General features: G+C 74.7%; 11 protein-coding genes. 6 read left to right on the top strand and 5 right to left on the bottom strand.

The annotated features are described in order from the left end of the window. Positions 1 to 108 precede the first annotated feature (108 nt). From SM573_RS24915 to SM573_RS24900, 4 genes are all read left to right on the top strand, one after another. Positions 109 to 1233, top strand: coding sequence for a baeRF2 domain-containing protein (locus SM573_RS24915; protein WP_474610310.1), 1125 nt, complete (start codon positions 109 to 111; stop codon positions 1231 to 1233). Then, positions 1226 to 2986, top strand: a complete 1761-nt coding sequence (locus tag SM573_RS24910) for a thiamine pyrophosphate-binding protein (protein WP_474617184.1) — start codon at positions 1226 to 1228, stop codon at positions 2984 to 2986. The genes SM573_RS24915 and SM573_RS24910 overlap by 8 nt, the downstream gene beginning before the upstream one ends. Positions 2987 to 3367: 381 nt before the next feature. Continuing rightward, complete coding sequence (locus SM573_RS24905; protein ID WP_474617208.1) at positions 3368 to 4771, top strand: hypothetical protein; 1404 nt, start codon at positions 3368 to 3370, stop codon at positions 4769 to 4771. Between the two features lie 225 nt (positions 4772 to 4996). Beyond that, positions 4997 to 6133, top strand: a complete 1137-nt coding sequence (locus SM573_RS24900; protein WP_474610308.1) for a SigB/SigF/SigG family RNA polymerase sigma factor — start codon at positions 4997 to 4999, stop codon at positions 6131 to 6133. Positions 6134 to 6205: 72 nt separating this feature from the next. Here SM573_RS24900 and ctaD read toward each other — a convergent pair whose 3' ends face one another. From ctaD to SM573_RS24875, 5 genes are all read right to left on the bottom strand, one after another. Then, a complete protein-coding gene (gene ctaD, locus SM573_RS24895; protein ID WP_474610307.1) occupies positions 6206 to 8215 on the bottom strand; it encodes an aa3-type cytochrome oxidase subunit I in 2010 nt (669 codons plus the stop codon). Positions 8216 to 8320: 105 nt separating this feature from the next. Further along, the gene (locus SM573_RS24890; protein WP_474617183.1) at positions 8321 to 9049 is read right to left on the bottom strand and encodes an ATP-binding protein; all 729 of its coding nucleotides are present in this window, start codon (positions 9047 to 9049) and stop codon (positions 8321 to 8323) included. A 116-nt stretch (positions 9050 to 9165) separates the two neighbouring features. Continuing rightward, positions 9166 to 9627, bottom strand: a complete 462-nt coding sequence (locus SM573_RS24885) for a DUF4383 domain-containing protein (RefSeq protein ID WP_474610305.1) — start codon at positions 9625 to 9627, stop codon at positions 9166 to 9168. 98 nt (positions 9628 to 9725) lie between these two features. Then, complete coding sequence (locus tag SM573_RS24880; RefSeq protein WP_474617182.1) at positions 9726 to 10883, bottom strand: glycosyltransferase; 1158 nt, start codon at positions 10881 to 10883, stop codon at positions 9726 to 9728. 88 nt (positions 10884 to 10971) lie between these two features. Continuing rightward, the gene (locus SM573_RS24875; protein WP_474610303.1) at positions 10972 to 11988 is read right to left on the bottom strand and encodes a glucosyl-3-phosphoglycerate synthase; all 1017 of its coding nucleotides are present in this window, start codon (positions 11986 to 11988) and stop codon (positions 10972 to 10974) included. 195 nt (positions 11989 to 12183) lie between these two features. Between SM573_RS24875 and SM573_RS24870 the strand changes: the two genes are divergently transcribed. Beyond that, the gene (locus tag SM573_RS24870) at positions 12184 to 13194 is read left to right on the top strand and encodes a Gfo/Idh/MocA family protein (protein WP_474617181.1); all 1011 of its coding nucleotides are present in this window, start codon (positions 12184 to 12186) and stop codon (positions 13192 to 13194) included. Further along, the gene (locus SM573_RS24865) at positions 13187 to 14275 is read left to right on the top strand and encodes a zinc-binding dehydrogenase (protein ID WP_474617180.1); all 1089 of its coding nucleotides are present in this window, start codon (positions 13187 to 13189) and stop codon (positions 14273 to 14275) included. Before SM573_RS24870 ends, SM573_RS24865 begins: the two co-directional genes overlap by 8 nt. Positions 14276 to 14277 lie beyond the last annotated feature (2 nt).

Below are 14277 nucleotides of genomic sequence, written 5' to 3'. Positions count from 1 at the left end.
GCGAGGTTGAACGGCGTGAATGAAACCTGGTCACGCGCTCACGTCCGGGCCAGGTGACATCCGGGGCGGCACGGGTATGCGCAGGGCCGAGCTGGAAAGGGGTCGAGCATGCAGCTGTCCTTCCTGCGTCCGCTCTACGACCGCCCCGGGCCCTGGTGCTCGGTGTACCTGGACGCGTCGGCCGACACGCACGACGCCCACCCGGCGCTGGACCTGCGGTGGCGGGCACTCCAGGGCCAACTGATCGACCAGGGCGCGGACGAGCCGACGGTCGCCGCGCTGGACCGGGTGGTACGGGGACACGACCCGGTCGCGGGCGACTACGGGCTCGCCGTCTTCGCCACGGCCGGCCGGGTGGTACTCACCGAGTACCTGTCCGCGCCGCCGCTGCGCGACCTCGCCTCGTACGCGCCGCTGCCGCACGTGATGCCGCTGCTCGCCCAGCGGGGCGAGCAGGTGGCCTGGGTGCGGGTGCTCGCCGACCGGACCGGCGGTGACGCCATGGCGGTCAGCGCCGGAGGCGTGCCCCGCCGGGCCACGGTCACCGGCCGGGAGGACTTCCAGCTGCGCCGGGTGCAGCCGGGCGGCTGGTCGCAGTCGCGCTACCAGCGCGCGGCCATGGAGGCGTGGCACCACAACGCCGGCGACGTGACCGCCGCGACCGTCGAGCTGGCCGAGCGGGTCGGCGCCGACGTCGTGGTGGTCGCCGGTGACGTCCGCGCCACCGGCGTGATCGCCGCGCAGATGCCGCCCCGCTGGCAGGACGTGCTCGTCCGCACCGACGCCGGCTCCCGGGCCGCGGGCGCCGACCAGACCCTGCTGGACGACGTGACCGTCCAGACCATCGCGGAGGTGGCCGACCAGCGGATCGCCGCCGCCCTCGACCGGTTCGGCATGCAGGAGGACGTCGGGGCCGGCCTGGAGGCCGTGGTCGGCGCGCTGCAACGCAACCAGGTCGACACCATGCTCATCGTGGACGATCCGTCGGCCAACGGTGAGCTGTGGATCGGCCCCGAGCCCACCGAGATCGCCGTCGACCCGGGGCAGCTGACCGCCATGTCGATCGCCGACCCGCAGCGGGTACGCGCCGACGCGGCGCTGGTGCGCGCGCTGGTCGGCACCGACGCGGAGCTGACCGTGCTCGGTCCGGAGGAGGCGCCGGAGCTGACCGACGGGGTCGGCGCGGTGCTGCGGTACGTGGACGCGAGCACGCCGGGACGCGGCAATGGCTGAGCGGACCGCGGCCGATCTGGTGGTCGAGCGCCTGCGCGCCTGGCGGGTGCCGCGGGCGTTCGGCTACCCCGGTGACGCGATCGCCCCGGTCGTCGCGGCGCTGGACCGGGCCGGCGGGGATCCGGAGTTCGTGCCGGCGCGGCACGAGGAGACCGCCTCCTTCATGGCGACCGGGCACGCGAAGTTCACCGGTGGCATCGGCGTGTGCCTGGCCACCCAGGGGCCGAGCGCGGTGCAGCTGCTCAACGGCCTCTACGACGCCAAACTCGACAGCAAGCCGGTCGTGGCGATCGTCGGCGAGGACGTCTCCGGCCCGCTGGGCGGCGCCCACCAGGAGATCGGCCTGAGCCGGCTCTTCGCCGACGTGTGCAACCAATTCGTGCGGTACGCCCGCGGTCCCGGGCAGGTGCCGACCCTGCTCGACCAGGCGTTCCGCACGGCCGCCGCGACCCGCAGCCCGGTCTGTGTGGTGCTGCCCCGGCAGGTGCAGGAGGCGGTCGTGCCCGACCTGGAGGCCCACGCCGCCGGGGTGATCACCGCGATGCCCGGGGAACCGCTGGCCCGGGTGATCCCGCACGACGAGGACCTGGCGGCCGCCGCGCAGATGCTCGGCAGCGGGCAGCGCGTCGCGATCCTGGTGGGGCAGGGCGCACGGGACGCGGCCGACGAGGTCCTCGCCCTCGCCGACCGGCTCGGCGCCGGCGTGGCCAGCTCCCTGCTGGGCAAGCCGGTGCTCGACGAACGGCTGCCGTTCCACACCGGCGTCCTCGGTGAGGTGGGCACCCGCGCCGCCGCCGAGCTGATGGGCGGCTGCGACACGCTGCTGCTGGTCGGCACGAACGACCCGTGGACGGGCTACCTGCCGATGCCCGGGCAGGTGCGGACGGTGCAGATCGACATCGACGGTCGCCGGATCGGCAGCCGCTATCCGGTCGACGTGGCGCTGGTCGGCGACGCCGCCGAGACCGCGGAGGCGCTGCTCGCCCGGATCCCGGACCGGCCGAACCCGCGGTGGCGGGCCACCGTGGAGAACTCGGTGGACCGGTGGCGGCGGGAGCTGGCCGACCGGGCCGCCGCGCCGGCCGAGCCGGTCAACCCGCAGCAGGTGCTCCAGGAACTCTCGACCCGGCTGCCGGCCAGCGGCGCGATCGCGGTGGACGTGGGATCGGTCATCTACTGGTACGCGCGCCACCTGGAGCTGCCTCCCGGAGTGAACGCGCAGCTCTGCGGCACGCTCGGCTCGATGGGCTGCGCCCTGCCGTACGCGGTCGCCGCCAAGCTCGCCGCCCCCGACCAGCCGGTGATCGCGCTGGTCGGCGACGGCGCCATGCAGCTCAACGGCCTGGCCGAGCTGATCACGGTGGCGCACCACTGGACCCGGTGGCGCGATCCCCGGCTCGTGGTGCTGGTGCTCAACAACCGGGACCTGTCGGGCATGGGGGGCGGGCGGCAGCCGCTCACCGGGCCGTCCGAGCGCCGCCCCGACGTGCCGTACGCCGGCTGGGCCCGGCTGCTCGGGCTGCACGGCGTGCGGGTCGACCGACCGGAGCTGGTCGGGGCCGCGTGGGACGAGGCGTTGGCCGCCGACCGCCCGTGCGTGGTGGAGGCCGTGGTCGACGCCAGCGTGCCGCTCGCGCCGCCGGAGCCGGCCTTCGCCGACCTGCGGGGCGTGTTCGCCGACGGCGCCGCGGCCCGGCGTGTCCGGGAGCAGACCGACCGGCAGCTCTCCGTGGCCGCGGAGGACCTGGTCTAGCGGCCCGCGTCACGAGGCCGGGCGGCCGGAGCCCACGGTGGGGTCCGGCCGCCCGGCGTTGCCGTTCACCACCCCTGCGGCCCGCCGCCGCGCCGTCCCGGACCGGCCGGCGACGGGGCTTGCGGGTCGCTCGCGGACGTCCCGCGCGGCCGGGTCGAGCGCGCCGGAAGGGCCCGGACGGGGCCGCCGTGGACGATCCCGCGCGGCCGGGACGGCCCGCTCGCACGTGGCGGGACACCGCCAACCACCAGGGATCGAGCGAAGTGTCCCCGATCAGCGGATTGGTCCCGGCAGGTGGAGGAGGGCCCGTTTGAACCGCATCGGGACGGGAAGCCGGGCCGCGTGGTGAGCGAACGAGGCAAGGTGGAGCCGGTGCACGAGGTGCGCGAGGGGCTCACGGCCGCCGACGCCGGTCTGGCCGGTGACCGGGTGGTGTCGGCCGGCAGCGCGGCACGTGTCCTGGTCGCCGCCGCGGCCCGCGCCCTGCGCGGCACCGACTGCGCCGATCTGGGGCACCCGGGTCCGGTGTCCCGGTTCCCCGGCGCGCCGGAGCCGGTCCGCCGGGCGGCCGCCACCCGGGCCGTCGGCCGGGTCGCGCTCACGCCGGCCCAGGTGGCCGAGGTCGACGCCGAGCGGGTGGCCCGCTGGTTCGTGGACCAGTACCCACGGCGCAGCTACCCGGGCGCGGTGCTCGGCTCGCCGCACGGCGCGGCCGTGCACCTGGCGGTGGCCCTCGGGGTGCCCTGGCTGCCCGCCGGCTTCGAGATGACCGTGCACTGGGCGCAGGGCGCGGTGGACCGGCCCGGCGCGGCGCTGGACCACGGGGCGGCCCTCGCCGCCCGGCTGCTCGCCGGCAACGACGACCTGCACGTGCGCCAGGTGCACTGCCCGGCGAGCCGGGGCGCGCTGGCCGGTGCCACCGTCCTGCTCGCCGCCCGGTGGCGGAGCCTGCCGGCCGCGTACCGGCGGTTCCTGTCCGAGCGGCTCGCTCCGGGCGCGCCGGTGCTGCTGCTGCGCGACGCGCGCACGTGGCCGGTGGTGGACCCGGGGCAGGGGCACAGCTTCCAGGCGGGGTGCCCGGCCAGCGGGCTCGACCCGGTGGATTTCCACCCCGACAGCCACGCCCTGCGCCAGGTGCTGCGCTCGGCGGGCGGGGACGCCTCCCGGTGGGAGCCGCCGGAGGTCTCCTCGCCGTCGGGCTACGCCGAGCACGGCGTGGAGTCCGCCTTCGAACTCAGCGCCCGGGACTGGTCCACGCGCAACGGCCACCCGCTGCACCGCGTGCTCTTCCCCCGGCCGGACGGGCTCAGCGCCGCCGTCGCCGACCTGTACCGGCGGTGGCTGCGCGCGGCGGGCAAGACCGGCGACCGGCTGGTGGTGGAGTGCGGGCGGCTGCTCGACCCGTGGCAGGTGGTGCGGGCGGGGCTGGTGCCGTACTGGTGCGAGAACGCCACCCGGCGCAGCGTCGAGGGGGCCGAGTGGTGGCTCGCCGGCAGCGAGCCGTTCACGTCCGTGGACGTGCTGCCGGAGCCGCCCGGCATCCGCTCCCCGGCGCTCGCGGGACTGCCGCAGTGGCTGGCCGTGGCCGGATTCGGCCGCCGTCGCCGCGCCCTGGACCGCGCCTCCGCACGGGGCTACCCGATCACCTCCGTGCCCACCCGTCGCGCCACTGAGGTGCTCCGGGCGCAGCCGTACGACCTGCCGGTGCCGCCCCCGCTGACCGTGCCCGAGGCCCTCGACGTGCTCCGCGACAGCGGCACCCACCAGGGGTTGCTCGTCTCTTGAGGTGAGCCCAGCGAAACATCCTCGCGAACCCGGGATCCCGTGATTGAGTACCTACGGAGCGGGAACATCGCAGGCTGCGATGGACTGATCACGTTGCGCAGCGTGGTGTCGTCGCCCGCTGGCGTCCCAGTCACGTAACCCAACTTCCGGCCCGGTGCGTGGCCCGACCACGCGCACGACCGGCTTTCCCGATCCGGGCGGGGGACCTTCCTGAGGGAGGCGCGGATGTTCGGACAGACCACCACAAGCACACCACCACCGACCGAGCGGGGCCTGGAGGACCTCGACGCGGCGGCGCTCGCGTACGCGGCACGGATCGAAGGGCTGCCACCCGAACGGCGGCAGGAGGCCCGGGACGATCTGGTCCGGTTCGCCCTGCCGTTCGCCGGCCGCCTCGCGCGCCGGTACCGCGGACGGGGGGAGCCGCTGGAGGATCTGGAACAGGTGGCCCGGCTGGGGTTGGTGAACGCCGTTGACCGGTACGACCCGGAACGGGGTTCCTTCACCGCGTACGCCGCCATTACCATCGTGGGTGAGATCAAGCGGCACTTCCGGGACCGCACCTGGGGTGTGCACGTACCCCGTCGGTTGCGCGACCTGATCCTCGAGGTGGGACAGGCGACGGCGGCGCTGACCAGCGAGCTGTCCCGGGCGCCGTCGGTGGCCGAACTGGCCGAACGCCTGGAGACCCCGGAGGAGGAGATCCTCGCCGCGCTGGAGTCCGCCGCCGGCTACAGCCCGGCCTCACTGAACGCACCGGTGGGCGGGGAGAGTTCGGCGGAGTTCGGTGACCTGGTCGGCGAGTCGGACAACGCGCTGGAGTCCGTCGACGACCGCGTGACGGTGAGCGGGCTCCTGCACCGCCTGCCCTGGCGCGAGCGCCGGATCCTCGCGATGCGCTTCTACGGCAACCAGACCCAGGCGGAGATCGCGGCGCGGTTCGGCATCTCCCAGATGCACGTCTCGCGGCTGCTGTCGCGCGCGTTGACCTGGCTGCGCCAGGCGATGCTCGCCGACACCCCGCCGCCGTGGCAGAACGGCGCCGCCGAGACGGAGTCGACCAAGCCGCGCATCTCGGTGCGGCACAACGGCGACCGGGTGGTGGTCGAGGTCGGCGGCGACGTCAACCGCGACGGCGCCGACCAGCTGCGCCGCGCCATGCTGGAGGCGGTGACCGGGCAGCCGAGCGAGGTGGTCGTCGACCTGGTCGGCGCGGGCGGGGTCGACGCCGGTGGGATCGCCGCGCTGGTGGCGGGCCGCGAGGCGGCCGCTCGTACCGGCGTGCCGCTGCGGCTCACGCGGGTGCAGCCCGCGGTACGCCGCTCGCTCACCGCCGCGGGCCTCGCGCCGGCCCGCGACTGACCGACCGGCCGGCGCACTCGGCGACGACGGGGGCCGGCACCCGTACGGGTGCCGGCCCCCACCGCGTGCCGGTCAGCGCTCGTGCTCCGGCGGGTCGCCGCGACTGCCCGGGTGCCGCCACTCCTCGTTCTCCTGCGGCGCCCGCTGGGCCCCTAAGCGGGTCTCCTCCGGCTCGTCGGTGTCCTCGAAGCTCGGCCGGCGGACCTGCTCCGGGTCCGGCACGTCGACGGGGCGGGCACCCGACTGCGGCGCGGGCGTGTAGTCGGCGGCCTCGTGCGGCCCGTGCGCCCCCTCGGCGGCCGGCGACTCGGGCACCTGCGAGACGTGCCGCAGCTCGTCGCGCAGTTCCTGCGGCGGCCGGGTGGTGCGCTGCGGCAGGTCCCGGCCGAGGTCGGAGACGAGCGCGCCGTACTTGGCGTCGAACGCCGGGCGCTCGGAGCGGATGCGGGGCATCCGGTCGAAGTTGCGCAGCGGCGGCGGGCAGGTCGTCGCCCATTCGAGGGAGTTGCCGAACCCCCACGGGTCGTCCACTGTCACCCGCGCCCCGTACCGCCAGGACTTCCAGGCGTTGTAGATGAAGAACAGCGTGGACGCGCCGAGCACGAAGGCGGAGATGGTGGAGAACGTGTTCAACGCGGTGAAGCCGTCCGTCGGGAGGTAGTCGGCGTAGCGCCGGGGCATGCCCTCGTTGCCGAGCCAGTGGTGCACGAGGAAGGTGCCGTGGAAGCCGAGGAACATCGTCCAAAAGTGCACCTTGCCGAGCCGCTCGTCGAGCAGCCGCCCGGTGATCTTCGGCCACCAGAAGTAGTAGCCGCCGAAGAGCGCGAACACCACGGTGCCGAAGACCACGTAGTGGAAGTGCGCCACCACGAAGTAGGTGTCGTGGGTGTGGAAGTCGACCGGCGGGCTGGCGAGCAGCACGCCGGTGAGGCCGCCGAGCAGGAAGGTCACCAGGAAACCGATCGCGAACAGCATCGGCGTCTCGAAGGTGATCTGCCCCTTCCACATCGTGCCGATCCAGTTGAAGAACTTCACCCCGGTCGGCACGGCGATGAGGTAGCTCAGGATGCTGAAGAACGGCAGGAGCACCTGGCCGGTGGCGAACATGTGGTGCGCCCAGACGGTCATCGACAGCACGGTGATCGCGATGGTGGCGAGCACCAGGCCGGTGTAGCCGAAGATCGGCTTGCGGGAGAAGACCGGGATGATCTCGGTGATGATGCCGAAGAACGGCAGCGCGATGATGTACACCTCGGGGTGGCCGAAGAACCAGAAGAGGTGCTGCCAGAGCATCGGCCCGCCGGTGGCGGCGTCGTAGACGTGCGCGTTCAGGATCCGGTCCGCGGTCAGTGCCAGCAGCGCCGCGGCCAGCAGCGGGAACACCAGGATCACCAGGACGCTGGTGAAGAGCATGTTCCAGGTGAAGATCGGCATCCGGAACATCGTCATGCCCGGCGCCCGCAGGGTCAGGATCGTGGTGATCAGGTTGACCGCGCCGAGGATGGTGCCCAGCCCGGAGATGACGAGCCCGACCACCCACATGTTGGCGCCCACACCGGGGGAGTGCTCCACGTCGCTGAGCGGGGTGTACGCCGTCCAGCCGAAGTCGGCCGAGCCGCCCGGCGTGGCGAAGCCGGCGACGACCATGATCCCGCCGAAGAGGTAGAGCCAGTAGGCGAGGGCGTTGAGGCGGGGGAAGGAGACGTCGGGGGCGCCGATCTGGATCGGCACGATGAAGTTGGCGAACCCGAACGCCGCCGGGGTGGCGAAGAGCAGCAGCATCACCGCGCCGTGCGAGGTGAACAGCTGGTTGTACTGCTCCGGCGACAGGATCTGCAGGCCGGGTCGGGCCAGCTCGGCGCGCATCACCATCGCCTCGAACCCGGCCACCACGAAGAAGCCGAACGAGGTCAGCAGGTAGAGGATGCCGATCTGCTTGTGGTCCGTGGTCGCGAGGAACCGGATCAGCGACGAACCCGGAAGGGGGGCACGCAGCGGGCCAGGGTAGCCGCCGAACTGGGCCGGCGCGAGGATCGCCGGCCCGCGGTCTCGCCCCGGATCCGTCGTGACCTGCTCGGGCATGGCTTCTCACCCCGTCGTCGCTGGAAGAGGACGGCCGTGCCTACCCGGCCCCGTCCCCTATGTAACCAGCCTCAAGGGGTAATTTCGGTCAATTCGCGCTGTCGGTCACGACGCCGGCAGCATGGCCCAGACCGCCTTCCCGTCCCCGGCCGGGACGCAGCCCCAGCGCTGCGCCAGCTGGCGGACGAGCAGCAGGCCACGGCCGCCCTCGGACCGTACGTCCGGCGCGCGCTCGCGCACCGTCGACCGGCTGCCGTCGACCACCGCCAGGTGCAGGTACGGCCGGCGCAGGGTCAGCGTGACCTGCATCGGGGTGCCGGCGTGCCGGACCACGTTTGCCACCAGCTCGCTGAGCACGACGGAGGCGGGCCCCGTGACCTCGGGCAGGTTCCACCGAGTGCAGGCGTCACCGACCAGCTCCCGGGCCCGGCGGCACGCGCCGGCGACCGGCTCCAGCCGGGCCCGCAACCGGGGCGCGACGGCGGCCCCCGCGGCGCGGGTCGCCTCCACGCGGTCGCGGCGCACCGGCAGCGCCCGGCACGCGGTGGACTCGGCGAGCCAGCGCGCGGCGGTCGGCGGCGGGGCGCAGAGCACCACCGGCACGGCCGGCCACTCCTCGGCCCGCCGGGCCGCCGCGGCGAACACGGCGAGCGCCAGCCGGTCGTGCACGGTGAGCCCACCCAGATCCACCACGAGGCCGTCGGGCTGGGCGGAGAGGCAGTCGTCCAACGTCCGGTGCACCGACCGCATCGTGCTCAGGTCGAGGGCACCCTCGAGCCGCACGACGGTCACCGGCGAGGTGTCGTGCACCTGGCAGGTGATCCGGCTCGACATCAGGGACCTCTCGCGTCTCGTCGGTGGGACTCGGAAACTACCCTCGCGGCCGATCGGCCAAACCGCGTCGGCCGCCACACCGGACCCCGGTCCCGTCGACGCCGTGCGGGCCGTCGTCAACGACGCGGTGGCCGCCCGGCCAGCAGCCCGAGGGCGATCATGACGACGCCCAAGCCCAGGTGCAGCCAGTTGTCGGCGGCGTTCAGCGGGAGGAAGTTGGCGCCGCTGTCCGCGTCCACCGCCAGCCCGTAGAGCCAGAGCACCAGATAGATCGCGCCGCCGCCCACCAGGTAGGCCCTCGCCCCGGTCACCGTGCGGGACGCGACGAGCCCCGCGATCGCGAACGCGAGGTGCACGAGGTTGTGCAGCACCGACACCTGGAACGCGCCGAACAGGACGGCGCCGGAGTGGTGGCCGGCGAACCGCAGGTCGCCGTACGAGGTGGTGACGCCGGGAACGAAGCCGAAGAGCCCGACGAGCAGGAACAGCACCGCCACCACGCCCGCCGCCCGGCGCACCGGCGCCTTGCCGTCGGCCGGGTTGGCCCGGGCGCGGGAGTGTGCCATCGGTCCGGCCACCACCGTCTCCTCCCGCTGCGGGCCCTCGGCGGGGCGCGGCTACCCCCGGTGCGGTCGGCCAAACCCCCGGCCGGTCGGCCGTCGGCGGCGAGCGGCCCTCAGGCCGGTTGGAGACGGGGCGCCGCGGCCAGCCGACGGACCCGCTCGTAGAGGGCGAGGTACTTCTCGGCCATCACCGCCGGGGTGAAGCGGGCCGCGGCCTCCCGGCGGCACTCGTCCGGGTCGACCAGGCCGGCGGCCAGCACCAGCTCGCCCAGCTCCGCCTCGTCGGCCGTGAGCAGCCCGGTGCGACCGTGGGTGATCAGCTCGGGCAGGCAGCCCCGCGCCATGGCGACCACCGGTGTGCCCAGGGCCAGCGACTCCACCACCGCGGTGCCGCCGGGCTCCTCCCAGCGCAGCGGGAAGAGCGACGCCCGCGCCCCGGCCACCAGGTCGTCGCGTTCCCGGCCGGCGACCGTGCCGACCCAACGGACCAGGTCCCCGTCCACGTAGGGCGCGACCTCGTCGTGGAAGAAGCGCACGTCGGGGTTCTGCCGGGCCTCGTCACCGGCGGCGGCGAGATCCTCGGGCCGGTGGTACGGCCCGACCGGCCCGGCCAGCACCAGCGGGAACCCGACCTGCCGGGCGAGTCGCACGCCGAGGTCCTGCCCCTTGCCCGGGTTGATCCGGCCGAGCACGACCACGTGGTCGCCCTTCTCCGGCCGGGGCCGGCGGTCCGCCCCGACGGCGAGGGGGGTGGACAGGTGCACGTGCCCCACCGAGTGATCGCGCAGCGCCTGCGGCGCGCGGGCCAGCTGGGCGGCGGACACCCCGTTGACCCGGACCCGGTCACCACCGTCGTAGCCACCGTAGAGCGCCGGGTGCTTGGCCAGGTCCCAGTGCAGGGTGTGCAGCACCGGAGGGGCGTCCGACCCCATCGCGGTGAGGGTGGCCAGGCCGACCGCCTCGACGTGATCGTGCACCAGGTCGATGTCGTCGCGGGTGTGCAGCGTCCGGACCACGCCCGCCAGGTGTGCCTGGGCGACGCCGCACACCTGGTTGTACGGCCGTTGCAGGGAGGCGAACTGCCCCTCGGGGAAGACCGACAGCAGCTCGTCGACGGGCAGGGTGCTGTCGCCCACCGAGGCGAGCACCACCCGGACGCCGAGCCGCCGCAGCTCCGGCACGAGCGTCGCGACCACGTTCTCGATGCCGCCGTATCCCGGGGGCGGCACGGACAGCCAGGGACCGGCGTTCATCAGCACGGTGAGGCTCATCGGGACGCCCGCCTCTCCCCGGTGCCCCCGGTGCGTCGCGGGCCCGGCCCGGGGGGTTCCGATCCGCCGGCCCGACCCGGCCCGGTGCTCACGCCGCCGCCATCCGCCGCCGCGGCACCCGGTGCCGCAGCTCCGCCAGGGGCGGACGCTCCTCGACGGAGACGTCGCTGACCACGATCTCCCGCTCCAGGTTCGGCAGTGCCTCGGAGCCGCCCCGGCGGAACTGGGTCAGCAGCGGGGTGGGGTCGACGCCCGGGGCCGCCCAGCCGCGCCGCTGCAGCCGCGACCAGACGGTCAGCAGGATCTGGGCGGACATCCGCCCCAGCGCCGCCGTGTCCTGGTGCCGGTGCTTGCGCTCGCCGAGGTCGACCTGGGCCAGCGCGTCCAACCCCACCAGCTCCAGCAGGTCGATGAGCATCGCCGTCTCCACCCCGTACCCGGAGACGAAGGGCACCCGGGCGAGCACGTCGCGGCGGCCGGCGTACTCGCCCGCGAGGGGCTGCACGAAGCCGGCCAGTTCCGGCCAGAAGAGGTTGAGCAGCGGCCGGGCCATCAGCTCGGTCACCCGCCCGCCCCCGTCGGGCTCCACGCCCGTCGTGCCCACCAGTGGTCGGTGGTAGAACCCCTTCACGAACTCGACCGACGGGTCGGTCAGCAACGGGCCGACCAGCCCGGTCACGAAGTGTGGCCGGAACTCCCGCAGGTCGGCGTCGACGAAGGCCACCACGTCCCCCTCCGCCGCGGCGAGACCGGCCCAGAGCGCGTCGCCCTTGCCGTCGAGCCGGGGCAGCCCGCGGGTCATCGCGTCCTGGCTCACCACCTCCGCCCCGGCGGCTCGGGCCACCCGGGCGGTCCGGTCCGTGGACCGGGAGTCCACCACGATCAGCTCGTCGACCAGGGGGATCCGGTCCATGAGGTGCTCGCGGATCGTCGCCACGATCGCGCCGACCGTCGCTTCCTCGTTGCGCGCCGGCAGCACGACGCTGACCCGGCTCTCCCCCTTGGCCCGGGCCAGGCGCCGGGCGTTCCAGTCGCCCGCGGAGGTCGTCCGGTAGGTGGCCCACGCCTCCACCACCGGCGAGACGGTCGAATCAGTATCCCGCACGGGCACACCCCCAGATCGTGGCCGAGAACGCCGACGGTTTTTCCCACTCGCGCCCTCGCGCTAACCGGATCATGCCTAACAGCTTGATCACGACAGCCTCCACGCCGGGTTCCCGGGTGGTGAACGTTTGATTGCGCGGCCGTGGGGGGAGTGCTTGTCCGGGACGCGACATCGCGGGGCGGAGAGGGCGGATCGATGCGGACGTGCCGGGTGGGACTCGTCGGTGCCGGAGGGGTGGCCCAGCGCCACGCCCGGGTGCTCGCCGGGTTCGAGGACACCGAGATCATCGGGGTGACCGACGTGCGGCCCGCGGCCGCCGCCGCGCTCGCCGGCGGGCACGGCGCGCGCACCTTTCCCGACGTCGACGCCCTGCTCGCGGCGGGGCCGGACGCGGTGTACGTGTGCGTGCCGCCGTTCGCGCACGGCCCGGCGGAGGAGGCCGTCGTGGCCGCCGGGGTGCCGATGTTCGTGGAGAAGCCGGTCGCGCTGGACCTGCTCACCGCCGAGCGCGTCGCGGACCTGGTCGCCCGCCGCGGGCTGCTCACCGCCGTCGGCCACCACTGGCGGTACCTGTCGGTGGTGCGGCAGGCCCGGGACCTGCTGGAGGGCCGCCCCGTCCGGATGGTCAGCGGCACCTGGTGGGACAAGGTGCCACCGGTCGACTGGTGGTGCCGGCGGGACCGCTCCGGCGGCCCGGTCGTGGAGCAGGCCGCCCACGTGCTCGACCTCGTCCGGGTGCTCGTCGGCGAGGCGGTCGAGGTGACCGCGTACGGCGACGGCGCCCCGCCACCCGTCGAGGGCGCGGACGTCGACTCGGTGACCGCCGCCACGCTGCGCTTCGCCGGGGGAGCGGTCGGCACCCTCACGACGGCCTGCGTGCTCGGCTGGAAGCACCGGGCGGGGCTGGAGATCCTGGCCGACGGGCTGGCGCTCACGCTGACCGAGGACGGGCTGCGCGTCTGCGACGGTGAGGGCGAACGGCGGATGCCGGCTGATCCCGAGGCCGCCCGGGTGGCGGTGGACCGCGCCTTCGTCGACGCCGTCCGCGGCCTCGGCGACGACGTGCGCGTGCCGTACGCCGAGGCCCTCGCCACGCACCGGCTCGCCCTGGCGGTCGCCGACTCGGCCCGCACCGGCCGGCCCGTACGCCTGGACCCGCCGGCCACCACGACGCCGCACCGCACCGGGGTGACCGTCGATGCGTGACCGGGTGGTGGTGGTCGACGGCCCCGGCCGGGTGCGCCTGGTCGAGCAGGACCCGGCACCGCTGCGCCCGGGCACGTTCCGGGTGCGGACGTTGTTCAGCGGCATCTCGGCGGGCACGGAGCTCAGCTACGTCAAGGGCACGAACCCCTACCTCACCGTCACCTGGGACGCGGACCTCGGCCTGTTCCGCCCCGGCGCGCCGGACAGCCCCTACCCGGTGACCCGGCTCGGCTACATGCAGGTCGGCCGGGTCGTGGAGAGCGCCACCCCCGCGGTGACCGAGGGCACGATCGGCGCGATGACGTACGGCCACCGCACCGGCTGGGTCGCCGATCCGGTCGCCGAGCGGTTCGTGCCGCTCCCCGACGACCTGGACCCCCTGCTCGGCGTGTACGTGGCACACATGGGCCCGATCTGCGCCAACGGGCTGCTGCACGCCGCCGCCGACCTGCACGGCGCGGACGTGCGGTCGCTCGGCGACGGGGTGCGCGGGCGCCGGGTGGCGGTGGTCGGCTGTGGCGTGGTCGCCCTGTTCACCGCGCTGTTCGCCCGGGAACACGGCGCCGCCTCGGTGGTGGTGCTCGACCCGACCCCGCACCGCCGCCAGGTCGCCGAGGCGCTCGGCCTGGCGACCCTCGACCCGGAGGCGGAGGATCCGGCCGTGGTGCTCAAGACGCGCTGGGCGCACGCGGCCGGCGACCGCGGCGCCGACGTGGTGTTCCAGTGCCGCGGGCAGGCCTGGGCGCTGCACCTCGCGCTGCGGCTGCTGCGACCACAGGGCACCGTGATCGATCTCGCCTTCTACCAGGCGGGGGCGGACGAGGTGCGGCTCGGGGAGGAGTTCCACCACAACGGGCTCTCCGTCCGGTGCGCCCAGATCGGGCGCGTGCCGCGTGGTCTCGCTCCCACCTGGGACCGGGAGCGGCTCTCCGCGGCGACCGTGGACCTGCTCCGCGCCCACGGCGACGCGATCCGCAAGCACCTGGTCTCGGCGGTGCTGCCCTTCGAGGAGGCGCCCGCCCTGCTGACCGCTCTGGCCGCCCGTCGCCGACAGGAGATGCAGGTCGTCCTCACCGTCTGAGG

The organism is Micromonospora xinjiangensis (assembly GCF_056150165.1).
The sequence above is the reverse complement of the archived record's forward strand: the minus strand, read 5'-3'. Positions and strand labels throughout refer to the sequence as shown.

Excerpts from the sequence above, each read along its gene's own strand:
- ctaD (WP_474610307.1), bottom strand. The coding sequence starts at position 8,215 with ATGCCCGAGCAGGTCACGACGGATCCGGGGCGAGACCGCGGGCCGGCG.
- SM573_RS24900 (WP_474610308.1), top strand. The coding sequence starts at position 4,997 with ATGTTCGGACAGACCACCACAAGCACACCACCACCGACCGAGCGGGGC.
- SM573_RS24870 (WP_474617181.1), top strand. The coding sequence starts at position 12,184 with ATGCGGACGTGCCGGGTGGGACTCGTCGGTGCCGGAGGGGTGGCCCAG.
- SM573_RS24865 (WP_474617180.1), top strand. The coding sequence starts at position 13,187 with ATGCGTGACCGGGTGGTGGTGGTCGACGGCCCCGGCCGGGTGCGCCTG.
- SM573_RS24910 (WP_474617184.1), top strand. The coding sequence starts at position 1,226 with ATGGCTGAGCGGACCGCGGCCGATCTGGTGGTCGAGCGCCTGCGCGCC.
- SM573_RS24880 (WP_474617182.1), bottom strand. The coding sequence starts at position 10,883 with ATGAGCCTCACCGTGCTGATGAACGCCGGTCCCTGGCTGTCCGTGCCG.
- SM573_RS24890 (WP_474617183.1), bottom strand. The coding sequence starts at position 9,049 with ATGTCGAGCCGGATCACCTGCCAGGTGCACGACACCTCGCCGGTGACC.
- SM573_RS24915 (WP_474610310.1), top strand. The coding sequence starts at position 109 with ATGCAGCTGTCCTTCCTGCGTCCGCTCTACGACCGCCCCGGGCCCTGG.